The sequence below is a fragment of the Devosia sp. YR412 genome, from assembly GCF_900110945.1.
Taxonomy (GTDB): domain Bacteria; phylum Pseudomonadota; class Alphaproteobacteria; order Rhizobiales; family Devosiaceae; genus Devosia.
In genome coordinates this window covers 992,588-1,015,832 of the sequence record NZ_FOFL01000001.1, presented here as the reverse complement: position 1 = coordinate 1,015,832, position 23,245 = coordinate 992,588, and the positions used below count along the sequence as shown (strand labels likewise).

Here is a 23,245-nt window from a genome sequence, read left to right as displayed (position 1 = left end):
GGGCCCTCACCCCGAGGTCTTTAACGTCCGCCGATCACCCCGACATAGTCGGAGACCCAACGGTAATAGGGCACGCATTCGCCCGTCGAGCATTGGGTCGTCGGTGTGCGCCAGAAGCGGATCTTGTCGAAGTTCTCATAGCCATTGGTGGCGCAGCCGGTGTCGCCGAGCAACGCATTGCCCGTGCAGGCAGCCGGCACCGACGGCACCGTGCCGAACCAGGCTGAAACGTCGCCCTGCACCTTTTCGGAGAGCGAATGTTCCATCCACATATAGGCGCAGTTGGGGTTGGGGCTGTCGACATGCAGCATGGTCGTATCGGCCCACCCGGTGATGCCTTCCTCGGGGAAGGTCGAGTCGACCGGTGCGCCGCCGGCCTTCAGCACGTTGACCATGAAGGGCCAGGAGCTCGATGCGACCACGCCTTCATTGGTAAAGTCGTCCATCTGGATGAAGGCATCGTGCCAATAGCGGCCGACGAGGCCACGCTGCACGCGCAGCAGGTCTAGCGCCGCCTTGTACTGGTCTTCGTTGAGCTCGTATGGGTCGGTGATGCCCAGCTCTGGCTTGTGCGTCATCAGGTAGAGCGCGGCATCGGCCACATAGATCGGGCCGTCATAGGCCTGTACGCGGCCGGCATTGCTCTTGCCATCGGGCAGGGTGGTTTCTTCGAACACCACATTCCAGCTGGTGGGCGGCGTGTCGCCGAACACTTCGGTATTATACATCAGCACATTGGCGCCCCAGACATAGGGTGTGCCATAGTGTACGCCGTCCACCGTGTGCCAGGCGGCGCTTTCCAGCCGTGGGTCGATCGTCGACCAGCTCGGGATCAGCGCGGTGTTGATCGGCTGCACGCGGTCGCCGGCGATCAGCCGCAGCGAGGCATCGCCCGAGGCGGTGACGAGGTCGAAGCCACCTTCATTCATCAGCGCGACCATTTCGTCGGAGGTGGCGGCTGTCTTGACCGAGACCTTGCAGCCCGAGCTTTCCTCGAAGCTGGTGACCCAGTCATAGGCCGGATCGGTTTCGCCGCGTTCGATATAGCCCGCCCAAGCGACAATGCTGACCTGGCCCTCGCCGGCGCCCAGCGTCTGCAACATTTCCTGTGCCGTGACCTGGCCCGTAAACAGCACCGCCATCGAGAGCGCGGTACCTGTCCTCAGTATCGATGTCATCGAAGTCTCCCTGTTCCAGAACGTCTCCGACCGCCCTTTCGGGTGGGTCGCGCTCGGGAGCGGGCGCGGAGCGCAAAGCTCCCTCAACAGGAGCTTATGGCGCTCGGTAACTTTCGCAAATGCATTGTTTAGAATGGTCCTATCGGAAAAACCGATACCACATCAGGACCGGTTGCGAGCATGTTGTGCCTGGGCCATGGCGATGAAGTCGCGCGCCGCCCGCGGCAACTGCGATCCCTTGCGCCATACCATGCCCACCTGGACAACCGGCAGCGACCCCGAAACGTCGCGGCTTTCGATCCGGTCGCCTTCCAGCGACCAGGGGCGATAGATCAGGTCGGGCAGGATGGCGAGGCCCGCCCCGGTGGCGACGAGACTGCGGACGGCCTCGACCGAGCGTGTGCGGAAGGCCACATGCGGTCGTGCCCCAAGAGCCGACAGCAGCTTGCCGGTATTCTCCTCGGTCTCGTCCACCGTCAGCATGATCAGCGGCTCTTTGGCGATATCGCCTATTTCGATGATCTCGGCCCCGGCCAGCCTATGTCCCAGTGGCAGCCACAGCCGATAGGGCGAGGTCTCGAAGATTTCGGCCTGCAGCGCCACGCGGTCGCGCATGTTGGAAATGACCATCACGGCAACGTCGAGCTCGCCGCCAATCAGCAGGTGTTCGAGATAATCTCCATTGTCCTCGATGGCCGTGACCTTGACCGAAGGCTGGGCGCGACGATAGCGCGCCAGAAGGTCGGACAGGATATAGCCGGCGACCAGCGAGGTGACGCCCAGCTGTAAAGTGCCGCCGGTTGGTTGGGTACTTTCGCCAAAACTGCGGCGCGCATCGGAGACGTTGCCAAGGATGCGCGCGGCATGGCGATAGAACTGGTGCCCGCGATTGGTGATCAACAGGCCGCGCCGGTGCCGCTCGAACAGCGCGACGCCCAAGTCATCCTCGAGGTCCTTGATGGCATCGGTTACCGCCGACTGGGACACCGAAATGGTATGCGCCGCGCCAGAGACAGTGCCGGCCTCGCAGACCGCCACGAAATACTGGAGCTGACGCAGGGTGAATGCCAAGCAGGGTGCCTTGTCGAACCTAGGCCACGATCATTGACCGGGCCTGTTGCCAAAGCAAGGGCCGGCCCGGTCTTGCGTCACTGCAAGACCCGGCCGCATCATTCTGCCTACTTCGCCAGCATCTGCTGGAAAGCGTAATAGGTTTCCTTGGGCTGGCGATCCAGCGTCTTCGGGTCCATGCCAACAATGCCGAACTTGGGCGTGAAGCCTTCGGCCCATTCGAAATTGTCGATCAGCGTCCAGGCGATATAGCCACGCAGGTCGGCGCCCTGCTTCTTGGCTTCGACCATGGCCGCAAAGTGCCGGTCGAAGAAGCTGATGCGCTTGGCCTCGTGGGTTTCCGAGGCGCCGTTTTCGGTGACATAGATCGGCAGGCCGGGATAGCGGTTGGAGACGCGGACCAGGAATTCGGTCAGCGCTTCAGGGATGACTTCCCAGCCGACATTGGTCTTTTCCAGCGGGCCGCGCGCCTGGGTGAAGGGGAAGACCGGCACCTTGGGATCGGCGGTATAGAGGAAGCGTGTGTAGTAATTGACGCCGACCCAGTCGAGCGGCTGGTTGAGCGTGGTCATGTCGTCGCGCCAATTGGCCGGCAGATGCGGTTCGAGAATCTTGGTGACTTTTTCCGGATAGCTGCCCTTCAGCACGCCATCGAGGAAGAACTGGTTGAAGATGGCGTCGCCCAAGGCGGCCGCTTCGACATCCTCGGGCTTGTCGCTGGCCGGGTCGCACTTCTCCATGTTGACCACGATGCCAAGGTTGTTGTTGGTGCCAACCTCGCGCATCGCCTTGATGCCGAGACCATGGGCCAAGAGCACATGGTGCATGGCGCGGGCGGTGGCGCGGACGTCGCGATAGCCAGGGGCGTGCGCGCCAAGGAAATGGCTGAGCACGGTGATGCACCAGGGCTCATTGAAGGTGGCGATGCTTTCCAGCCGCGAACCAAACTTTTCGGCGGCAAAAGCGGCATAGTCGGCAAAGGCCGATGTCGTGTCGCGGTTCATCCAGCCGCCGCGGTCCTGCAGCGCGCTGGGCAGGTCCCAGTGATAGAGCGTGCCCAGCGGCTTGATATTGCGCTCCAGCATGCCGTCAATCAGCCGATCATAGAAGTCGACGCCCTGCTGGTTGATGGCACCGGTGCCCTGGGGGATCAGGCGCGACCACGAAAACGAGAAGCGATAGGCATCGAACCCGCCGTCGCGGATGATGTCGAGATCTTCTTCCCAGCGGTTGTAGTGGTCGCAGGCCACATTGCCATTGTCGAAATTGCGCGTATTGCCAGGGGTGTTGGCAAAGGTGTCCCAGATCGAGGGGCCACGGCCATCGGTCTGGCCGCCTTCGATCTGATGGGCCGCCATGGCGACGCCGAACAGGAAATCGGGGCCGAAATCGGCGCGCTTGTGGGTAAACATGGGCAGTCCTTCAATAGCTGGGCCGGGCTGGGCAGGTATGGCAAGGCTCCCCGGTTATTCACCGGAGAGCCTGCACGCAATCCAAAGGGAGGTATGGACCGCGGGATCAGTTAAGGATCAGGCGACCTTGGCGATCAAGGCCTTGAGCTCGTCCATTTCGCTGGCCGTCAGGTCGGTCAGCGGCGGGCGAACCGGGCCGGCCTTGCGGCCGCGGGCTTCGAGGCCCGCCTTGATGATCGAGACGGCATAGCCCTTCTTGCGGTTGCGCAGGGCCACCAGCGGGAAGAAGAAGTCCTTGAGGATCTGGTCGGTGGTCGCCTTGTCATTGGCGCGCAGGGCCGAATAGAATTTCTGCGCCAGCTCGGGCACAAAGTTGAACACAGCCGAGGAATAGGTGGTCACGCCGGCCGAGAAATAGGCTTGGGCATAGAGCTCATGTGTCGGCATGCCGCCGATATAGACCAGCCGATCGGCCAGCTTGGTGGTGATCTCGATGACGCGATCGACCTCGCCATGACCGTCCTTGAAGCCGATCAGGTTGGGGCACTGGTCGCATAGGCGCTGCAGGCTCTCGGCGCTGAGGATGATATTGTCGCGATTGTAGACCACCACGCCGATCCCGACGGAATCGCAGACTGCCTTGACGTGCGCGACGAGGCCATCCTGCTCGGCAAACATCAGATAGGGCGGCAGCAGCAACAGGCCATCGGCGCCGGCGGCTTCGGCAGCCTTGGCCATTTCCACGGCCATGGCCGTGCCATAGGCCGCGCCACCGACGATCGGGGTGTTGGTGGACGTCTGCCGCGCCACCTTAGTGATATGCGCGACTTCGCTTGGGGTCAGCGAGAAGATTTCGCCGGTGCCGCCGGGGGCGAACAGGACCGATGCCTTATAGCCATCGAGCCAGTCGATATGGGCGCGATAGGCGTCCTCATCGAAAGCCAGGTCCTTGGTGAAGGTCGTGACGGGAAACGACAGCAGCCCGCTACCAAGTGCAACCTTGAGTTCGGATGGGTTCATGACGGTGGTCCTAGACTAGAAGAAAATGAGGGGCTCAGTAGGTATCGAGGGCCTGCAGCAGCGCGGCCGTGTAGCCATAGCAATAGGCAAAGGCGACGCCCTGCGGGTCGCGGCCGGCAATGGCGGGCACGTGATCGGGCATGATCATGTATTGATAGCCGACTTCCTTGTAGATCTTCAGCGACGCGGCCATGTCCATGTCGCCTTCATCGGGGAAGGTTTCCATGAAGCTGAGCTTCTTGCCGCGAATATTGCGGAAGTGCAGGTTGAAGATCTTGTTGCGGCTGCCGAACCAGCGGATCACGTCAGCGATCTCTTCGCGCGGATTGTCGAGCATTTCGCCGACCGTGCCCTGGCAGAAGTTGAGCCCGTGATAGGGGCTTTCGTGCATGGTCACGAACTTCTTGAGACCGTCCACCGTGCCGAGCACGCGGGTGACGCCCTTGTAGCCGGGAGGCGTATAGGGGTCATGCGGATGGCAGGCGAGGCGCACCTTGTTGCTCTCGGCAACTGGCACGACGCGCTCGAGGAAATAGTCGATGCGCTCCCAGTTTTCCTCTTCCGACAGCACGCCGGCCAGACCCGGCGCAGCGTCCTGGTCCGTCTTGTCCCAGCGGAACGAGGCATTGAGCGAGCCGCCGCGGCCCAGCTCGTCAGGCGTGCGCGGAATGCCGATCAGGTTGAGATTATACTTGGCGGCCGGAATGCCGGCTGTGGCGCAATCCTGGATCAGCTTGCAGATCGCGTCGATCTGGCGATCGCGATCCGGGCCGGCCAGCAGGATGTCGGGATAGGTCGCGGTTTCGATAGGGCTCGACGGCAGCGGCAGCTGGATCATGTCGAGGATCAGGTCGAAGCTTTCGACCTTCTCGCGCAGCGCCTTGAGGTCGTCGAGCGTCCAGGTGCCCAGCTTGGTATAGGGGTCCTGGCAGATATGCTTGATGCCAAGCTGTGACCAGACGCGGTAATCGTCGTCTTCGCGGGCTTGAAGCTGGGTCCCTACATACATGGCATCCTCCTGATATGAGGTATGACATAATATGAATATTCGAGAGATGTCGAGAGGGCTTTGCGGATTTACCTCTTACCTAAGAGGTCTGGCGCACTACCGCGCCAGGCGGCGATAGCGCTTCTGGCTGCCCAGCAGATGCTCGCGCATGGCGGCGCGGGCGGCTTCCGGATCCTGGTCGGAAATGGCGTTCAGAATCCGCTCATGTTCGGCCACCACGCCTGCCAGATAGGCCGCGTCATTGGCACTCGGCAGCGTCGGAAACTGGCTGCGCGGAATCGCCCGCGGCCCAAAGCGGTTGAGCGCATCGACGAAGTAGCGGTTGTTGGTCGCAGCACCGATCGCGGTATGAAATGCGAAATCGGCCTCTGCGGTCGGCTCCGACTGGGCGACTCGGCGATCCATCTCCATATGCGCCGTGCGGATGACATTTTCTTGTTCAGCAGAGCGACGATAGGCAGCGATCGCTGCCGCTTCCGTCTCCACCGCCATGCGGAATTCCAGCATTTCCAGCGTCTGCGGAATGCTCTGGATTTCCCCCGGAGTCAGGTCGATCAGCACCTGCCGGCCCTGTTCGGCGACAAAGATTCCCTTGCCCTGAATCGGCGTCACAAAGCCTGCCGCCCGCAGCTCCGCAATCGCCTCGCGCACCACCGTACGGCTCACCCCAAACTGGATTTCCAGCTGCGGCTCCGTCGGTAGCTGCGCCCCGACGGGCAGCGCCCCCGAGTCGATTCTGCGGCGCATTTCATCGATGACGCTTTGCGCCAGGCGCGGGCGCCTGCGGCTAACCACTTGTTCCATAGTCCCTCATCCCTCAACAAGAGTCGGTATGCCCACACCCTATTGCCATCGGCTTGGAAACGCCATAATCATAATACGACATACAACCGACATGCTATGGCGGGTATGGTACAAGACGGAGGAGTCTTTATGAAGCAGTTTTCCAAGCGCCTGTTCGCCGGCGCAACATTCGCCTTTATGATGTCGGTATCCCCGCTCGCCTTTGCCGCGACGCCCAATGACCAGCTGGTCATCGGCACCTCGCTGGCGCAGGTCCTGTCGCTCGATCCCCAGCAGGGCACCGAGGTCAAGACCCAGGAGATCCTGGCCAATGTGTACGACCGCCTCGTCTCGTTCGATGGCGCCACCAGCGAGCTGCAGCCGCAGCTGGCCGAGAGCTGGGAGATCGACGAAACCGGCGTGACCTTCCACCTGCGCGACACCACCTTTGCCTCGGGCAATCCGGTCACCGCTGCCGACGTCGTCTTCTCGCTGACCCGCCTGTTCAAGCTCGACCAGTCGGCTGCCGCCGGTCTCAAGACCTTCGGCTATAACAAGGACACCGTCGAGACCCTGGTCACCGCCGTCGACGACAAGACCGTCCGCATCGAGCTCACCGACTCCATCGTCGGCGAAGCCCTGCTCTATCGCCTGTCGGGCGGCGTCGGCAGCGTGGTCGATAGCGTCGAAGTGCTCAAGCATGTCGCTAACGACGACTACGGCAATGAGTGGCTGCGCACCAATACCGCCGGTTCGGGTCCTTTCACCCTGCGCCGCTGGTCCCCGAATGATCTGGTGCTGCTCGAAGCCAACCCGACTTTCTGGGGGGGCGAATCGGCGCTGAAGCGCGTGCTGTTCCGTCACGTGCCGGAAAGCCAGGCCGCGCGCCTGATGCTGGAACGCGGCGATATCGATATCGCCAACGCCCTGACCGCTGCCGACGTGCGCTTCTTCGATGGCAAGGAAGGCTTTGTCATCGACCAGGTCAAGACCGGTGGCTTCTATGTGCTGGCGATGAATGCCGGTCACGAAGCCCTGTCCAACCCGCTGGTCCGCCAGGCGATCGCTTACGGCATCGACTATGAGGGCATCGGCCAGACCATTCTCGGGCCATACGGCCAGGCGCGCAACGTGCCGGTTCCGGCCGATTGGGAAGGCGCTATCGAGAACCCCGATTGGTCGTTCCAGCCGGAAAAGGCCAAGGAACTGCTGGCCGAAGCCGGCTACCCCAATGGCTTCTCGCTGACCATCAAGACCATTGCCCAGGCACCACGCGTCGATCTGGCCACCGCGATCCAGGCCAATCTGGCCGAGATCGGCATCAACCTCAGCGTGCAGCAGGGCAATGGCGCCGACATCGTCGCCGCCCACCGTGCCCGCGATTTCGACCTGCTGCTGCCGCAGAATTCGGCTGCCGACCCGACTGCTCTGGGGGCGTTGGACAATTTCACCAACAATCCGGACAATTCGCTCGAAGCCAATAATGCCGGCAATTTCGTCTGGCGTTCCGCCTGGGACATCACCGAAATGAACGCCCTGCGCCAAGAAGCCAATCGCGAGCGCGATCCGGTCAAGCGCGCCGAGCTGGCCGTCAAGCTGCAGGAAATGTTCGTCGCTTCGAGCCCCGCCGTGCTGCCGCTGTTTGAACGCTTTGAACCCATCGTGGTCAATGCGCGCGTCCAGGGCTATAGCGGGCATCCCTGGTCCCTGACGCGCGTCAACGCCGTCACCAAGACCGACGCAAACTAAAGCTGAACGGCCGATCATGAAGGAATTTAGTGTAATCGAGCTCGCCAAGCGCGTCGGGCAGCTGCTGGTCAGCCTGTTCGCCCTGCTTGTCGTGACCTTCGTGATCGGCCGTCTGCTGCCGACGGACCCGGTGGGTGCGATCGTCGGTGAACTCGCCGATCCCGCGACCTTTGCCGCCATGCGCGCCCGCCTAGGTCTGGACCTGCCGGTCTACCAGCAGTTCTGGATCTATTTCACCTCGTTGCTGCAAGGCGATCTGGGCACTGCCGTGCTTACCGGCAATCCCGTGGTGCAGGATCTCAGCGCCGCCTTCCCGGCGACGCTGGAACTGGCGACGCTGGCCGTCATCATTTCCACCCTGCTTGGCGTGCCACTCGGGATGATGGCCGCCTTCTTCCGCGACAGCTGGATCGACAAGTTAGTGCGCGTGCTGTCGCTGGTCGGCCATTCCATTCCGGTGTTCTGGTTCGGCATTGTCGGCCTCGTGATCTTCTATGCCACCCTCAACTGGGTCGGTGGACCGGGCCGTGTGGACGTCTATCTCGAAGGCCTCGTCGAGCCGAAGACCGGGCTGCTGCTGATCGACAGCCTGCTCGCCGGCGACACCGAAGTGTTCTGGAACGCCGTCTATCACATCATCCTGCCGGCCTGCATTCTGGCCTATTCGGCCATGGCCTATATCACCCGCATGACGCGCAGCTTTACCCTGGAACAGCTCAACCAGGACTATGTGATCGCCGCCCGCGCCAAGGGTGCTTCCAACTGGCGCATTGTCTCGGGCCATCTGCTGCCCAATATCGCCGTCCAGCTCATCACCGTGCTGGCCATCGCCTACGGTGGCCTGCTCGAAGGCGCCGTGGTCACCGAAGTGGTCTTCTCCTGGCCCGGTATCGGCCAGTACATGACCAATGCGCTGATGATCGGCGACATGAATGCGGTCGTCGCCGCCACGCTCATCATCGGCATCATCTTCATGGTCCTCAATTTCCTGTCCGATCTGGCCTATCTCCTGCTCGATCCGCGTACCCGTGAGGCCACCACATGAGTGCCGCCCAGACCGCTCCCGTGCGTTCCAAAGCCTTCCTCGCCGCCTCGCGCCTTGGTGCCGGCTTCGGCACTTCCCTTGCCAAGCTGAGCCGCGAACCGCTCGGCATGTTCGGCTTTATCGTGCTGGCCGTGCTGATCGTCGTGGCGCTGTTCGCGCCGCTGATTGCGCCCTTCAGCCCGACGGCACAGAACCTGCCCAATGCCCTGCAGGCCCCGAGCTGGACCCATTGGGCCGGCACCGATGAATTCGGCCGCGATATTCTCTCACGCCTGATCTATGGAACCCGCATCACCGTGCAGACGGTGTTTGCCGTGACCATCATCGTCGGCCCGATCGGCATGCTGATCGGCATTGTCGCCGGCTTTGTCGGCGGCCGCACCGATGCCATCCTGATGCGCATCACCGATATCGTGCTCTCCTTCCCCTCGCTGATCCTGGCACTGGCCTTTGCCGCCGCCCTTGGCGCAGGCCTCGAAACTGCCATCATTGCTATCTCGCTGACGGGCTGGCCACCGATCGCCCGCCTGGCCCGGGCCGAAACGCTGCTGGTGCGCAACACCGACTATGTCGCCGCTGCCCGTCTCTATGGCGCGTCACCGCTGCGCCTGCTGTTCCGCTATATCGCCCCGATGTGCATTCCCTCGGTCGTCGTGCGCCTCACCATGAACATGGCCGGCATTATCCTGACCGCAGCTGCCCTCGGCTTCCTCGGCCTTGGCGCCCAGCCGCCGGCCCCGGAATGGGGCGCGATGATTTCGAGCGGCCGCAAGTTCATGCTCGACAATTGGTGGGTTGCCGTCATGCCGGGCGTCGCCATCCTCATCACCAGCCTTGCCTTCAACCTGGCGGGCGACGCTCTCCGCGACATTCTGGATCCCCGCCATGACCGTTCCTGATCCCATCCTCACGGTCCGGGACCTGACGGTCCGCTTTGCCCGCTCGTCGGTGAAGGCGGTCAATGGCGTCAGCTTCGATCTCGGCGCCGAGCGCCTGGGCGTGGTCGGCGAATCCGGTTCCGGCAAGTCGACGGTCGGCCGCGCGCTGATGCGCCTGCTGCCGCCCTCTGCCACCACAGAAGCCAGCCAGCTCGATTTCGAGGGCGCCCCGCTCCTGACCCGCAGCGAACGCGAGATGCGTCGCCTGCGCGGCAATGACATGGCCCTGATCATGCAGGATCCGCGCTATTCGCTGAACCCGGTCTTGCCGATCGGCAAGCAGGTGGCGGAAGCCGCCATGCTGCATTTCAAGCTGGGCAAGAAAGACGCCTATGCGCGGGCGGCCGACATGCTCGGTCGCGTCCGCATTGCCGATGTCGCCCGCACCATGGACCTTTATCCGCACCAGATTTCGGGCGGCATGGGCCAGCGCGTGATGATCGCCATGATGCTGCTGGCCAAGCCACGGCTGGTGATCGCCGACGAGCCGACCTCGGCCCTCGACGTCAGCGTGCGCGGCGACGTGCTGCGCCTGCTCGACGATCTGGTGCGCGAAAACAATTCCGGCCTGCTGCTGATCAGCCATGACATCCGCATGGTCGCCGCCTTCTGCGAGCGCATTCTCGTCATGTACAAGGGCGTCGTGGTGGAAACGCTGACCAAGCTCGAAGACGCCCAGCATCCCTATACCCGCGGCCTGATCGCGGCCATGCCCGATCCGCGCAATCCGGTGCGGCGCCTGCAGGTGCTGGATCGCAAAGCCATCGACGCCGTAGGAGTCCAGCCATGATCGACGTAAAGGACCTTTCGGTCGCCTTCGGTCAGGGCGAGGCGCGCAAGCAGGTCGTCAAATCGGTATCGCTGTCGGTGGCAAAGGGCGAGACCCTGGGCATTGTGGGGGAATCTGGCTGCGGTAAGTCCACCGTGCTGCGCTCACTGGCTGGTCTCGACCGCCATTGGGAAGGCGAGATCAAGCTGGCCGGCACCGCCGTCGCCAAGACCCGCACCCGTGAACAACTGCTGCTCGCCCAGATGGTGTTCCAGGACCCCTATAGTTCCATTCACCCGCGTCACCGTATCGAACGCGTGCTGGTCGAACCGATGCAGTCGATGAAGCGTGGCGATGGCTGGGACAAGGTCGGCCCGGCGCTCGAGCAGGTAGGCCTTCCCGCTGCATTCGCCGAACGCTTTCCGCATGAACTCTCCGGCGGCCAGCGCCAGCGCGTGGCCATCGCCCGGGCGCTGATGCTTGAGCCTGAAGTATTGCTGCTCGACGAACCGACCTCGGCGCTTGACGTCTCGGTGCAGGCCGAAGTGCTGAACCTCCTCAGTGACCTGCGCGAGCAGCGCAATCTCACCTATGTGCTGGTCAGCCACGACCTCGCCGTCATCGGCCATATGTGCGACCGCGTGCTGGTGATGAAGGACGGCAGTTTCGTCGATGAGTTGACCCGCGACGACCTCAAGCACGGTCGCACCCATTCCGACTATGCCCGCGAACTGTTTGCTGCGAGTTATCTCTGACTTGGATGGGGCGCTTGACGCGTCTAGCGCCCCATGGTGACGACGCCGCGCAGCAATGTGCCCTGACGCAGCTTGTCGAAGCCGGCGTTGATGCTGATGAGCGGCATGATCTCCGATAGCAGGCGATCGACCGGCAAGATGCCGCGCTGATACATCCGCACGAAGCGCGGAATATCACGCGCCGGCACGCAGGAGCCGAGATAGGAGCCGCGCACGGTCTTTTCCTCGGCGACCAGATTAACCGCGGGAATGGGAAATACCGCCGTCGGGGCAGGCAGGCCGCCCGTCGTCAACTGCCCGCCGCGCTTGGCGATCTGGTAGCCAAGTTGCAGGGCATGCACCGAACCGGCCAGCTCGATGGCGTGATCGACGCCGCCATGCGTGGCGGTCTTGATCGCCTCGGCGACGCCATCGGTGCCGGCAAGGAAAACATCGGTGGCGCCCATGGACAGCGCCAGATCGAGCTTGTCGCGGGACAGATCGACGGCGACGATCTGTTCGGCACCAGCCGCTTTTGCACCCAGCAGCGCGGCCATGCCGACCCCGCCGAGGCCGATGACCGCCACCTTGTCGCCGGGCGAGACATTGGCGCCGTTGAATACCGCGCCAACGCCGGTCAGTACCGCGCAGCCAAACAGCGCTGCATGCTCAAAGGGCAATGAGCGGTCGATCTTGACCAGCGACTTGCGCGAGACCGTGGCATATTCGGCAAAGGCCGAAACGCCGAGGTGATGGTTGAGATCATGCGCCTGCTCGCTGAGACGGCGTTCGCCCGACAGCAAGACACCGGCACCATTGGCGGCGGCACCCGGCACGCAAAGCGCCGGTCGGCCATCGGAACAGCATTCGCAGCTGCCGCAGCTGGGCACGAAGACGAAGACAACATGATCACCGACGACCAGGTCGTCGACGCCGGGCCCCAAGGCTTCGACGACGCCGGCCGCCTCGTGACCAAGCACCATGGGCAGCGGACGGGGCCGGTTGCCGTCGATGACCGAAAGATCGGAATGGCAGAGGCCGGCTGCCATGACCTTGACCAGCACTTCGCCCTGGCTTGGGGCCGCGAGATCGATCTCGGCAATACGCAGCGGCTTGGACTGCGCATAGGGGGCCGGCAGGCCGGACTGTTCGAGAATGGCGGCACGGATTTTCATGGCCGGACTCTTACTCTGCGGCGGTTGCGTAGGGCACGTCGCGGTGGCCGTATCGGCGAACGCGGATATTGGCCTGTTCGGCATGGCCGGCAAAGCCTTCCAGCATGGACAAGCGCGAACCATAGGCGCCGATCATGGCGCTGGCTTCGTCGGTGAGAATGCGCTGGTAGGTGCAGGTCTTCAGGAACTTGCCGACCCACAGACCACCGGTAAAGCGGCCGGCGCGTTTGGTGGGCAGGGTGTGGTTGGTGCCGATGACCTTGTCGCCAAAGGCCACATTGGTGCGCGTGCCGAGGAACAGCGCGCCGTAATTGGTCATGTTGGCGAGGAAATAGTCCGGGTCCTTCGTCATCACCTGCACATGCTCGAAGGCGAGCTGATTGGCGACGGCGAGCATTTCCGCATCGTCGGCGCAGAGGATGACTTCGCCATGGTCGCGCCAGGAGACGCTGGCGATCTCGGCGGTGGGCAATACGGTCAGCAGCCGTTCGACTTCGCTGATCGTCTCTCGGGCCAGCTTTTCCGAGGTTGTTAGCAGGATGGCGGGGGAGGTGGGACCATGCTCGGCTTGGCCAAGCAGGTCGGTGGCGCAGATTTCGGCGTCCACCGTGTCGTCGGCTATGACCAGAGTTTCGGTGGGGCCGGCGAAGAGGTCGATGCCGACGCGACCGTAAAGCTGGCGCTTGGCTTCGGCGACGAAAGCATTGCCGGGACCGACCAGCATGTCTACCGGGGCCAGGGTTTCAGTGCCCAGCGCCATGGCGCCGATCGCCTGCACGCCGCCCAGCACTAAGATTTCATCGGCACCGGCCAGATGCATGGCAGCCACGATGGCGGGATGCGCACCACCCTTGAAGGGCGGGGCCGCCGCGACGACGCGTTTGACCCCGGCCACCTTGGCGGTGAGCACGCTCATATGGGCCGAGGCGACCATGGGATATTTGCCGCCGGGCACATAGCAGCCCACGGCATCGACGGGGATGTTCTTGTGGCCGAGGATCACGCCGGGCTGCGTCTCGACCTCGACATCCTTGAAGGCGGCCTTCTGGTGCTTCGCAAAGCGGCGCACATTGTCCTGCGCGAAGCGAATATCGGCCAGGTCGCTGGCCGAGACCTTCGATATGGCAGCTTCGATTTCGCCTTCGGACAGCCGGAAATTGGCGGGCGACCAGTTGTCGAACTTGGCGGACAGGTCGCGCACTGCGGCATCGCCGCGTGCCTCGATGTTGCCGAGGATGGTCTCGACGGTAGAGCGAACTTTGCTATCTGCCTCGGCGCGCCCGGCGGCGGCTTCGGCAGTCTTGAGATGAGTGGCCATAGGGTCCTCCTGCGCTTTGCGCGCTTGTGGTCTTGTCAGCCGATATCGGATGCTTCGCGGCCGCGGGTGATCTGGGAAATGGTGACGGCCAGGATCAGTGCGCCGCCATTAAAGACATTGGTGACCCAGAGCGGAATGCCGAGCATGGACAGGCCTGTAATGCCGGTGGCGAGGAAATAGACGGCAACCAGCGTACCCCAGGGATTGAAGCGACCCGGCTGGATTGTGGTCGCGCCGAGGAAGGCCGCAGCAAAGGCGGGCAGCAGAAAGTTGAGGCCCGAATAGGGGTCGGCAGATCCGAGCACGCCGGCATAAAGAATGCCGGCAGCCGAGGCGAGGACGCCGGACATCACCAGCGCGCCGACGCGCACGCGGTTGACGGCAATGCCGTTGAGGCGGGCGACTTCCCGGCCACGCCCGACAAACAGCAATTTGCGGCCGAGCGGCGTGTAGTCAAAAATGTACCACATCACCAATGCCGCGGCCAAAGCGTAATAGAAGGCATGTGGAATGCCGAACAGGCGATAGCCAACGGCCGCCATGATCAGGCCGTTGTCGATGCCGCCAATGGTCGAGGAATTGGTCATCCACTGCACCGCGCCGCTCATCAGCGAGGTCGAGCCCAGCGTCACCACCAGCGATGGCACGCGGAAATAGATGATGAACAGCGCATGGAACAGCCCGACCGCGACGCCCATGGCCAGCACGATGACCAGTACCAGACCGATCGGCATATGCTGCCAGACATTGAGCACGCCAATGGTCGAGGCCGACAGCGTCAGCGTGGCGCCGACCGACAGGTCGTAGTCGCCGGCGGTGAGCGGGATGATGATCGCCAGGGCCAGCAAAGCTGCAGGCGCATAGGAGGCGAACATGATCGAGAAATTGCCCCAGTTGAAGAAGGCCTTCGGCATGACCGCGCTGAACAGGCCAATGATGATGACCCAGACCAGCAGCAGCGCTACGCGCTCGAACTGCCTCGTGTAGTTGACGGCGGGCTTGGTGGCCGGAGGGGTAGAGAGGGCGTCGGTCATGATGCAACCCGCGAGAGAGTGGAAGAGGTAGAGGCAGGCGCGGCGGTTGCGTAACACGCTTCCGAAATGCCCTCCTTGGTCAGCGCGTCGCCGGTGATTTCCGTGCAGATCTGGCCCTTGGAAAACACCAGCACGCGGTCGCAGATTTCGGCCAGCTGCTCGGCTTCGGAGCTGGCGCAGATCACCGACATGCCCTTGGCGGCAGCGGCGCGCAAAGCGGCAAATATCTGCTGGCGGGTGCCGACATCGACGCCCTGGGTGGGTTCGTCGAGCAGCAGCAGCAGCGGCGAGCGGTTCATCCAGCGCGCAATCAGCACCTTTTGGGCATTGCCGCCCGACAGCGCCGAGAGCTTGAGCCCTGGATCGTTGGGCCGGACTTCGAATTCGGCACCCAAAGTCTTGGCCTCGCGCACCATGGCGCGGTTGCGCATGAAGCCTGATTTGAAGAAGCGGCTGACGTCGGGCAGGAACATGTTGTCCACGATGGGCAGGCTATCGACACCGCTGGCACCCTGGCGATCGCCGGGTAGCAGGGCAAAGCCCATGTCGATGGCCGACTTGGGTGACAGGGCGGTCTGGGCGATCTCGGCGCCGCCATTGACCGAGATGGTACCGGAGCGCGCGGCATGGGCGCCGAACACCAAATACGGCACTTCGCCATAGCCCGAACCGATCAGGCCGGTGAGGCCGAGGATCTCGCCCTTGCCGACATGCAGATCGGAGGGCTGCAGCATCTTGCCAGAGAGGCCGGAAATGCGCGCGAAGACCGGGCGACTGGCCGGATCGCCGGACGGGCGGGCGGTTTTGGATAGACTGCGGCCGACAATCATCTTGACGATGGTTTCGTGAGTGGCATCGGCGCGGCTCAGTACACCGGCCATCTGGCCATCGCGCAGTACGGTGATGGAATCGGTGATCTCCATGACCTCGTCGATGTCATGGGAAATGAAGATGACGCTGGAGCCCGACTGGGTGATCGAGCGCACCATGGCAAACAGCTGCTCGACGCCGGCAGCAGGCAGGAATGGCGTGGGTTCGTCCAGCAGTACGAGGCCGGGGCGGCCGGTGACGGCGCGCGAGGCTTCGATTTCCTCAAAGGCGCGGACTATGGCGAGCAGGGCGCGCTGCACCGGCGTCAGCCGATCGACGCGCTCATTAGGATCGAGGTCGAGCCCGAAGCGCGACAGCGCCTGGCGGGCGGCGCGCTCCTGGGCGGGCCAGTCGATATAGAGCGACTTGCCGGAAGTCAGCGGCACCAGGCGCAGGTTTTCCAGCACGGTCAGCGAGGGAATGAGGCCCAGGTTCTGATGCACGAAGGCCATGCCGAGCCGACGATAGTCGCCCGGCTTCAAAGGCAGGCTGACGGGTTCGCCGTTGAATTCCAGCCTGCCGCCGTCATCGGGGGCATGAAAGCCGGCGAGGATCTTGACCAGGGTGGATTTGCCGGAGCCATTCTTGCCAAGCAGGCCGTGAACTTCGCCGGGCATGACCTTGAAGGAGACATTCTGCAGCGCCTTGGCGCCGCCGAAGGTCTTGGAAATATTGGACACCGACAGCACCGGGAGCGCTAGAGGCGCCCCCGGATGGCTTGTCGGATCGGCTAGAGCTTGATCCGACAAGCTGGGCATTATTCGATGCCCCACAGGGTGTGGAAGCCGGCCTTGTAGGCGTCGCCATAGCCCGTATCGAACTGGGCAGGGGTACCAGCTTCGGCAACATTGTCCTTGTCGAAGATGTAGAAGGGCACGTTGAGCGCCGTCGGAGTCGGCAGGCCGCAGGCATCGCGCAGATGGCCGTCCACCGTGGCATAGGCGATCCAGTCGAGGCTTTCACCGATATCCATATCGGCAGCGCCCTGGGCGATGAAGTCCAGCACGAACGGGGTGCCGTTGAAGGTCGCGAGCTTGACTTCACCGGTCTTGCCGGCAAGGCGGAGGGCAGGGACCACGAACTGGCTCATCGAGTCATAGATCGGGATGATGACATTGATGTCGGGATTGGCCTGCACGGCGGTCTGCACGGCCGGCTGGATCTTGGTACCCCATTCGGTGACGCCGACATTGATCTCCTGCACGATCTTGCAGTTCGGGCAGTTGGCGGCGAGCTGCTTCTTGAAGTTCTCGACCAGCGGAATGGTGGGCGGAACGTCGGTGGAGATGACCAGCGCGATATTGGCGGCGCCATTGGTCGCAACCGTGGACCAGTCGGCAAGAATGGTGCCGACTTCGCCGAAGCCGATGGTCAGCGAGCTCGACACCACGGGGTGCTGTTCAAAGCTCGGATCATAGAAGTGCGAGGTCATCACCTTGACGCCGGCAGCTTTGGCGGCTTCGAGCTGTGGCGCGACGGTGCCCGGATCGATACCCGAGATCAGGTCGATGATGTCATAGCCTTCGCGGGTGGCAAGTTCGATGCCCTGCACCCATTGCGCCGGCTGGCCCTGGTTTTCCCATTCGCGAACTTCCAGGCCCACTTCGGCACCGGCAGCCTTCATGCGGTCGATAATGCCCTTGAGGAAGGGATTGCCGCTGTTGTTGGGGATCGACATCATCTTCTTGCCGGCGGCGCAGGCCTTGGCATCGAAGGGGTCGCCCGGCGCCACGAATTCCGGCGTCGAGGTGTATTTCGCGAGATTTTCAGTGGCGCGAGCCACGCCGTCAGTCACTTCATCCGCGGAGGCAGCCCCAACCATGCCAGCAAGCATCGTCACGGCGGCCACCGATGCGAGTAGCGCACGTTTCTTCATTGAATTCTCCCTGTCCCGCACCGCCAGCCCCCCTCGGGCCACAGCAGTGCATGCGCATGCATAGTGAGCGCAAGCTTGGAAACAAGTCAATCAGCCGGGTGAAAATCTTTGGCATCTGAAGGCCTCTTTGGCACGCCACTTTTGCAGGCTAGATGCACAGGAATGCAGCATGTTTCCATTGAATCCCCGCCCGGCTGCAGCTAACGATAATGCGGGGACGGATCATTGCATGCGCATTCTAGAATCTTGCGCCCTGGAAAGAGATCGTGATGGCGCGCAAGAGCTCCAGATCAACTTCATTCGATGTGGCCGCACTGGCCGGCGTGTCACAATCAGCAGTGTCGCGGGCCTTCACGCCGGGATCCAGAATCGCCGATGAGACCCGCTCCAAGGTTCTCGATGCGGCGCTCAAGCTCAACTACGTTCCCAATTCCATCGCCAGCAGCCTGACCACCAAGCGCACCAATATCGTCGCGCTGATCATCGGCAACCTGGACAACCCGTTTTACGTGCATGTGCTGCACACGTTTAGCCGGAAACTGCAGGAGCAGGGCCGGCAGGTGCTGATCTTTACCGTCGAGCCCAATTCGGAGAGCGACGAAGCCATCATGCACCTGCTGAAATACCAGGTCGACGGGGTGGTGCTGACCGCGGCGCAGCTATCGACGCGGATGATCAGCCTGTGCCACGACCGCGGCATCCCCATCGTACTGTTCAACCGCTACATTCCGGGCTCCGATGCGTCGGGCGTGCGCTGTGACAATGTTGCTGGCGGGGCACTGATCGCCGAGGCCTTTCTTGCCGCCGGCGCCAAGAATTTCGCGCTGATCACCGGCGATCTCAAGGGCACCACCAGCCAAGACCGTGTGCGCGGCTTTGTCGGGCGTTTGCTCGAAGGCGGTATCAAGCGCAGCGAGATCGTCGAAGTGGAGGGCCATTCCTCCTATGAGGGCGCCTTCAACGCCACGGTCAAATTGTTCCGCGATCAGAACCGCACCCGGCCCGATGCGCTGTTCGGCGTCAATGACATCATGGCCATGGCGGCGATTGATGCCCTGCGCCACAGGCTTGGCCTGCGCGTGCCGGAAGACCTCATGGTCGGCGGTTTCGACGATATTCCCGAGGGTCGTCGTCTGCCTTACCAGTTGACCACGGTGCGCCAGCCGATCGAGCAGATGGTCGACGAAACGTTGGAAATCCTTCATCTCGACGATCCCACCGAACCAATCCCGCGCGGCATTGACCGGCCGATCAAGGGCCGCCTGATCTGGCGCAACACCATCCCGGTGCCAGCGGCCTATCGCTGGGACAAGGACGACAGCCAGAGCTAAAAAACGGGGCCCGAAGGCCCCGTTTCCATTTATTCCGCTGCCTGCCGTTCGGGTGGCGTATAGCCGAAGTCGAAGGCTGGCGGCTCGCCGCGCACTTCCTTGGCCGTAGCGCGATGCTTGGCTGTCGCATACACGTCCGGCTGGTTGTCCTCGGTGAGGATCACGCCGTAGGAGGTCTCGGCCTGTTCGCGCGACACCAGGCCATAGCGCACATCACGGGCAACGATACCGGCGTCGCGATCAAGCGGATCGCCCCAGCCACCGGAACCGGCGGTCTTGAACACCACGCGATCTCCAGGATTGACCTTGAGATTGTCGATCTTGGAGGGAATGCGGGTCGGCTCGGTTTCGCCGGCCTTGATCACCCATTTGCTCGACGTGCCGCCATGCAGCCCGCCATTAATGCCCCACGGCGGCACCACTTCGCGGTCGTCGTGGATCGAGACGCTGCCCGAGGCCAGCACGCGATAGACCTTCTCGATGCCGGCGCCACCACGATGCAGGCCCGGACCACCGGAATCCTGAATCGGCTGGTAGCGCTCGATCAGCACGGGATAGTAGTTCTCGATATATTCGATCGGAGTTGCCGAAAACAGCGGCCACCAGGCATGGCCATCGAAGCCATCGCCTTTGGGACGTCCAGGCACGCCGCCGAACAGCAGTTCCATCAGCTGGAAATACTTGTGGTCCTTGTCGGTGCCCGAAAAGATGAAATGCGGGCTGGTGCCGTAACCGGCCGCCATCGACAGCTGCGGTACGAATTTGCCCAGCGCGCCAGCCTGGCAGTCAAAGAAGCGCGTGTGGGTGTTGAGGCGGTTCGACAGTGCGGCCGGGAAGCGCGGATTGAGCAGGCTGCCTTCCGGCAGCACGATCTCGAAAAGGTCGTAAAAGCCTTCGTTGAACAGCACCGAAGGATCGAACGACATGATCATGTAGACGCCAAAGAAGAGTTTGCAGAGCCCTTCATGGATGTGGAAGTTGATCGGGCCCTCCGCCTGGGCGTCCGTGCCGGTCCAGTCGAACACGGCGATATCGCCGCGCCGCGAAATGGTCAGCGTCATCTTGAACGGACCATTGCCCAACCCGTCATCATCGACATAGTCGGTGAAGCTGACCGGCTCTTCCGGGATATACTTCTGGATCACCACGCGCATGGCTTCGCGGGTGCGGGCCAGCAGCATGTCGCAGGCGGTCATATAGGTGTCGCGGCCGAAGCGGTCGCAGAGTTCGCGAACGCGGGTCGAGGCGGTGCGGCAACCGGCGATCAGGGCCATCAGATCGGCCCGGTTCATGTCCGGAGTGCGCGAATTGTTGAGCATGATGTCGAGCACGCCCTGGTTGAGCACGCCCTTGTCGTAGATCTTGACCGGCGGCACGCGTAGGCCTTCTTCCCAGATGGTGCGGGCATTGGCGGGCATCGAGCCGGGTACCGAACCGCCAACGTCGACCATGTGGCCGAAGATCGACGAGAAGCCGACCAGCACCTCCTGGTGGAAGATCGGCAGCATCACGCACCAGTCGTTATTGTGCGAAATGGAGCCCTTGGAGGCATAAGGGTCATTCCAGACGAAGATGTCGCCCTCGTTGACGTCGCCGCCGAACTTTTCGACCACGGACGGGATGTAGGAGCCGAACTGGCCGACGATCATCTGGCCGCGCTCGTTGCAGATCATCGGGAATTCGTCGTGCTGCTCGCGGATCACCGGCGATAGCGAAATGCGCACCACTACGCCATCCATTTCGAAGCGGGCGTTCTTGAGGGCGTTCTCGATGATGTCGAGGGTGATCGGATCGACTTTGGTGCCGTCTGTCTTGATGCTCATGGCGCTCAATTCCCCTTCGAAACCGGCCAGATCAGGATGTTACCATGCCTGTCGATCTCGGCGTAATGCGCCGGGAGCAGCACGGTGGTGGTGTCATATTGGCGGATGATCGCCGGGCCCTCGACCCGCGAACCGACGCCCAATTTGGCGCGGTCGTAGTGCAGGGTCTCCTGCCAGGCGCCGTTGAAATAGGCCTTGGCGGTTTCGATCACCGCAGCCTTCACATCGGTGCCTGCGCCCTCGGGCAGCACTTCCTCGACCGGCTCGGTAGCGCCACGAGCGACCACGCGCATGGCGACCAGTTCGACGGGGACGGTGAAGCGCACGCCATAGAGACGTTCATGGATGTCGTGGAAATCTGCCAGCGTGCGGGTGAGGGCGCCCTTGTTGCGGACGTCTTCCGCGCTGACCGGTACAGCCACTTCAAAGCCCTGCTGCTCGTAGCGCAGGTCGAGCGAATAGGTGACGGTGGCGTCGCTATCGGCGACTTCCTGCTCGGTGAGCCAGGCCTGCGCCTTGCCGTCGAGGTCGGCAAATCGCGTCCAGACTTCCGACGGGTCGAGGCCGACGGTCGAGCGGATGTAGGTCTGGACGAACTCGTTGCGGAAGTCGGCTTCGAGGAACCCTAAGGCACAGAGCACGCCCGGATTGGGCGGCACGAGGACGGGATAGCAGCCGAGCAGTTCGGCCATGGCATTACCATGCAGCGGACCGGCGCCACCAAAGGCGACAATGCCGAATTCGCGAGGGTCGAGACCGCGCTGCACGGTGATGACGCGCAGCGCGCCGAGCATCACTTCATTGGCGATGTCGATAATGCCCTTGGCAGCATCTTCGGGCGACAGACCGATCTGCTCGCCGACACGGGCCACGGCCTTGCGGGCCCCATCCACATCGAGGGTCATGTCGCCACCGAGCAGCACCGGCGGCAGATAGCCCAGCACGACATTGGCGTCACTGACCGCCGGCTCGGTGCCGCCGCGGCCATAGGAGACCGGACCCGGACGGGCGCCAGCACTGCGCGGGCCGACGCGGAGCGAACCGGTCAGTTCCGAAACGTCGGCAATCGAGCCGCCGCCGGCACCGACGCTGCGCACGTCGAGCGTTGGCACCTTGGCCGGGAACATGCCGACTTCAGTGGAGCGGGAAATCGCAGCTTCGCCATCGATGATCACGGCGACGTCGGTCGACGTGCCGCCCATGTCGAAGGCCAGGAGCTTGGAAAAGCCCGAGCGGCGCGACAGCATCATGGTGGAGGTAACGCCGCCGGCGGGGCCGGACAGCACCGTATGCACGGGGCGTTCCGAGGCGGCCTTGGCGCTCATCAAGCCGCCGTCGGAGCGCACGATGTGGAGGCGCGCGGTGACGCCATTCTGTGCAAGGCGATCCTCGATGCGCGACAGGTAGCGCTTCATGATCGGGCGGACATAGTCGTTCATCACCGTGGTGATGGCGCGGTCATATTCGCGGAATTCGGGGAGGATTTCCGACGACAGCGAGACCGGAATTTCGGGGAAGCGCTGGGCGACGATGTCGCGCAGGGCGCGCTCATGCTCGGCATTGGCATAGGAATGCATCAGCGAGATGGTGAGCGCCTCGATGCCCGACGAACAGAGATCGTCGATCAGGGTAGTGGCAGCGGCCACATCGAGTTCTCGCACCACTTCGCCGCGCGCATTCATGCGTTCGGGAATGCCGCGCGTGTCGGCCAGCGAGGCCAGCGGATCGGGCTTGTCCATATTGATCCAGCCGAACAGCGGGCCGGGCGTCCAGGCCTTGGCCAGATGCAGCGTATATTCGAAGCCCTCGGTGACCAGAAGGCCGACGCGGGAGCCCTTGCCTTCGAGGACGGCATTGGTGGCAACGGTGGTGCCATGCAGGATCAGGTCGATATCGGAAGGCGAAATTCCCGCCTTCTCGCAGATCAGCTTCACACCCTCGACGACGCCGATCGACTGGTCTTCCGGTGTGGATGGTGTCTTGGCCTGGAAGGTGCGCTTGCCCTTCTCGTCATGCAGCAGCAGGTCGGTGAAAGTCCCGCCAACGTCTACGCCCAATCTCATGTCTCTACCCTTGTCTGCATAGTCTTCCCCGTCGCGCATGCACCCTC

The 23,245-nt window shown here is 62.9% G+C and carries 19 protein-coding genes; 6 read left to right on the top strand and 13 right to left on the bottom strand.

What is annotated here, in order from left to right:
* Positions 1–20: 20 nt before the first annotated feature.
* From BM045_RS04865 to BM045_RS04840, 6 genes are all read right to left on the bottom strand, one after another.
* A complete protein-coding gene (locus BM045_RS04865) occupies positions 21–1,178 on the bottom strand; it encodes an ABC transporter substrate-binding protein (RefSeq protein WP_092180150.1) in 1,158 nt (385 codons plus the stop codon).
* A 162-nt stretch (positions 1,179–1,340) separates the two neighbouring features.
* A complete protein-coding gene (locus BM045_RS04860) occupies positions 1,341–2,249 on the bottom strand; it encodes a LysR family transcriptional regulator (RefSeq protein ID WP_092180148.1) in 909 nt (302 codons plus the stop codon).
* A gap of 107 nt (positions 2,250–2,356) precedes the next feature.
* On the bottom strand, positions 2,357–3,661 hold the full coding sequence (locus BM045_RS04855) for a GH1 family beta-glucosidase (protein WP_092180146.1): 1,305 nt from the start codon (positions 3,659–3,661) through the stop codon (positions 2,357–2,359).
* A 117-nt stretch (positions 3,662–3,778) separates the two neighbouring features.
* Positions 3,779–4,681 carry a 5-dehydro-4-deoxyglucarate dehydratase gene (gene kdgD, locus BM045_RS04850; protein ID WP_092180144.1) on the bottom strand — a complete coding sequence of 301 codons (903 nt, stop codon included), beginning with the start codon at positions 4,679–4,681 and terminating at the stop codon, positions 3,779–3,781.
* Between the two features lie 34 nt (positions 4,682–4,715).
* Complete coding sequence (locus tag BM045_RS04845) at positions 4,716–5,690, bottom strand: mannonate dehydratase (RefSeq protein ID WP_092180142.1); 975 nt, start codon at positions 5,688–5,690, stop codon at positions 4,716–4,718.
* A 96-nt stretch (positions 5,691–5,786) separates the two neighbouring features.
* On the bottom strand, positions 5,787–6,494 hold the full coding sequence (locus BM045_RS04840; RefSeq protein ID WP_092180140.1) for a FadR/GntR family transcriptional regulator: 708 nt from the start codon (positions 6,492–6,494) through the stop codon (positions 5,787–5,789).
* A 129-nt stretch (positions 6,495–6,623) separates the two neighbouring features.
* Between BM045_RS04840 and BM045_RS04835 the strand changes: the two genes are divergently transcribed.
* From BM045_RS04835 to BM045_RS04815, 5 genes are read left to right on the top strand one after another with little or no spacing between them, the layout of a single operon-like run.
* Positions 6,624–8,222 (top strand): ABC transporter substrate-binding protein, encoded by a 1,599-nt coding sequence (locus BM045_RS04835; protein WP_092180138.1) that lies wholly within the window; start codon positions 6,624–6,626, stop codon positions 8,220–8,222.
* A 16-nt stretch (positions 8,223–8,238) separates the two neighbouring features.
* The gene (locus BM045_RS04830; RefSeq protein WP_092180136.1) at positions 8,239–9,267 is read left to right on the top strand and encodes an ABC transporter permease; all 1,029 of its coding nucleotides are present in this window, start codon (positions 8,239–8,241) and stop codon (positions 9,265–9,267) included.
* Positions 9,264–10,166 (top strand): ABC transporter permease, encoded by a 903-nt coding sequence (locus BM045_RS04825; RefSeq protein WP_092180134.1) that lies wholly within the window; start codon positions 9,264–9,266, stop codon positions 10,164–10,166. The genes BM045_RS04830 and BM045_RS04825 overlap by 4 nt, the downstream gene beginning before the upstream one ends.
* Entirely contained in the window at positions 10,153–10,995 is an 843-nt protein-coding gene (locus BM045_RS04820; protein ID WP_092180132.1) for an ABC transporter ATP-binding protein, read from the top strand. The genes BM045_RS04825 and BM045_RS04820 overlap by 14 nt, the downstream gene beginning before the upstream one ends.
* Positions 10,992–11,729 (top strand): ABC transporter ATP-binding protein, encoded by a 738-nt coding sequence (locus BM045_RS04815; RefSeq protein ID WP_092180130.1) that lies wholly within the window; start codon positions 10,992–10,994, stop codon positions 11,727–11,729. The genes BM045_RS04820 and BM045_RS04815 overlap by 4 nt, the downstream gene beginning before the upstream one ends.
* A 23-nt stretch (positions 11,730–11,752) precedes the next feature.
* Here BM045_RS04815 and BM045_RS04810 read toward each other — a convergent pair whose 3' ends face one another.
* From BM045_RS04810 to BM045_RS04790, 5 genes are read right to left on the bottom strand one after another with little or no spacing between them, the layout of a single operon-like run.
* On the bottom strand, positions 11,753–12,883 hold the full coding sequence (locus BM045_RS04810) for a zinc-dependent alcohol dehydrogenase family protein (protein WP_092180129.1): 1,131 nt from the start codon (positions 12,881–12,883) through the stop codon (positions 11,753–11,755).
* Between the two features lie 10 nt (positions 12,884–12,893).
* The gene (hisD, locus tag BM045_RS04805) at positions 12,894–14,201 is read right to left on the bottom strand and encodes a histidinol dehydrogenase (protein WP_092180128.1); all 1,308 of its coding nucleotides are present in this window, start codon (positions 14,199–14,201) and stop codon (positions 12,894–12,896) included.
* A gap of 35 nt (positions 14,202–14,236) precedes the next feature.
* Complete coding sequence (locus BM045_RS04800) at positions 14,237–15,235, bottom strand: ABC transporter permease (RefSeq protein ID WP_092180126.1); 999 nt, start codon at positions 15,233–15,235, stop codon at positions 14,237–14,239.
* The gene (locus BM045_RS04795) at positions 15,232–16,863 is read right to left on the bottom strand and encodes a sugar ABC transporter ATP-binding protein (RefSeq protein ID WP_092180125.1); all 1,632 of its coding nucleotides are present in this window, start codon (positions 16,861–16,863) and stop codon (positions 15,232–15,234) included. Before BM045_RS04795 ends, BM045_RS04800 begins: the two co-directional genes overlap by 4 nt.
* The gene (locus BM045_RS04790) at positions 16,863–17,981 is read right to left on the bottom strand and encodes a sugar ABC transporter substrate-binding protein (RefSeq protein WP_210184977.1); all 1,119 of its coding nucleotides are present in this window, start codon (positions 17,979–17,981) and stop codon (positions 16,863–16,865) included. Before BM045_RS04790 ends, BM045_RS04795 begins: the two co-directional genes overlap by 1 nt.
* A gap of 269 nt (positions 17,982–18,250) precedes the next feature.
* On the opposite strand from BM045_RS04790, the gene BM045_RS04785 reads away from it, so the two are divergent.
* The gene (locus BM045_RS04785) at positions 18,251–19,312 is read left to right on the top strand and encodes a LacI family DNA-binding transcriptional regulator (protein WP_092180123.1); all 1,062 of its coding nucleotides are present in this window, start codon (positions 18,251–18,253) and stop codon (positions 19,310–19,312) included.
* Positions 19,313–19,341: 29 nt separating this feature from the next.
* Here the strand turns inward: BM045_RS04785 and BM045_RS04780 are convergent, their stop codons facing one another.
* The gene (locus BM045_RS04780) at positions 19,342–21,135 is read right to left on the bottom strand and encodes a hydantoinase B/oxoprolinase family protein (RefSeq protein ID WP_092180122.1); all 1,794 of its coding nucleotides are present in this window, start codon (positions 21,133–21,135) and stop codon (positions 19,342–19,344) included.
* Between the two features lie 5 nt (positions 21,136–21,140).
* Positions 21,141–23,198: a hydantoinase/oxoprolinase family protein gene (locus tag BM045_RS04775; RefSeq protein ID WP_092180121.1), complete on the bottom strand. Its 2,058-nt coding sequence runs from the start codon at positions 23,196–23,198 to the stop codon at positions 21,141–21,143.
* Positions 23,199–23,245: the final 47 nt, after the last annotated feature.

Bases quoted from the DNA above. Each gene is read 5' to 3' on its own strand.
- BM045_RS04825 (WP_092180134.1), top strand. From the start codon at position 9,264: ATGAGTGCCGCCCAGACCGCTCCCGTGCGTTCCAAAGCCTTCCTCGCC.
- BM045_RS04775 (WP_092180121.1), bottom strand. From the start codon at position 23,198: ATGAGATTGGGCGTAGACGTTGGCGGGACTTTCACCGACCTGCTGCTG.
- BM045_RS04855 (WP_092180146.1), bottom strand. From the start codon at position 3,661: ATGTTTACCCACAAGCGCGCCGATTTCGGCCCCGATTTCCTGTTCGGC.
- BM045_RS04820 (WP_092180132.1), top strand. From the start codon at position 10,153: ATGACCGTTCCTGATCCCATCCTCACGGTCCGGGACCTGACGGTCCGC.
- BM045_RS04835 (WP_092180138.1), top strand. From the start codon at position 6,624: ATGAAGCAGTTTTCCAAGCGCCTGTTCGCCGGCGCAACATTCGCCTTT.
- BM045_RS04800 (WP_092180126.1), bottom strand. From the start codon at position 15,235: ATGACCGACGCCCTCTCTACCCCTCCGGCCACCAAGCCCGCCGTCAAC.
- kdgD (WP_092180144.1), bottom strand. From the start codon at position 4,681: ATGAACCCATCCGAACTCAAGGTTGCACTTGGTAGCGGGCTGCTGTCG.
- BM045_RS04790 (WP_210184977.1), bottom strand. From the start codon at position 17,981: ATGAAGAAACGTGCGCTACTCGCATCGGTGGCCGCCGTGACGATGCTT.
- BM045_RS04780 (WP_092180122.1), bottom strand. From the start codon at position 21,135: ATGAGCATCAAGACAGACGGCACCAAAGTCGATCCGATCACCCTCGAC.
- BM045_RS04785 (WP_092180123.1), top strand. From the start codon at position 18,251: ATGGCGCGCAAGAGCTCCAGATCAACTTCATTCGATGTGGCCGCACTG.
- BM045_RS04795 (WP_092180125.1), bottom strand. From the start codon at position 16,863: ATGCCCAGCTTGTCGGATCAAGCTCTAGCCGATCCGACAAGCCATCCG.
- BM045_RS04840 (WP_092180140.1), bottom strand. From the start codon at position 6,494: ATGGAACAAGTGGTTAGCCGCAGGCGCCCGCGCCTGGCGCAAAGCGTC.
- hisD (WP_092180128.1), bottom strand. From the start codon at position 14,201: ATGGCCACTCATCTCAAGACTGCCGAAGCCGCCGCCGGGCGCGCCGAG.
- BM045_RS04845 (WP_092180142.1), bottom strand. From the start codon at position 5,690: ATGTATGTAGGGACCCAGCTTCAAGCCCGCGAAGACGACGATTACCGC.
- BM045_RS04865 (WP_092180150.1), bottom strand. From the start codon at position 1,178: ATGACATCGATACTGAGGACAGGTACCGCGCTCTCGATGGCGGTGCTG.
- BM045_RS04810 (WP_092180129.1), bottom strand. From the start codon at position 12,883: ATGAAAATCCGTGCCGCCATTCTCGAACAGTCCGGCCTGCCGGCCCCC.
- BM045_RS04830 (WP_092180136.1), top strand. From the start codon at position 8,239: ATGAAGGAATTTAGTGTAATCGAGCTCGCCAAGCGCGTCGGGCAGCTG.
- BM045_RS04815 (WP_092180130.1), top strand. From the start codon at position 10,992: ATGATCGACGTAAAGGACCTTTCGGTCGCCTTCGGTCAGGGCGAGGCG.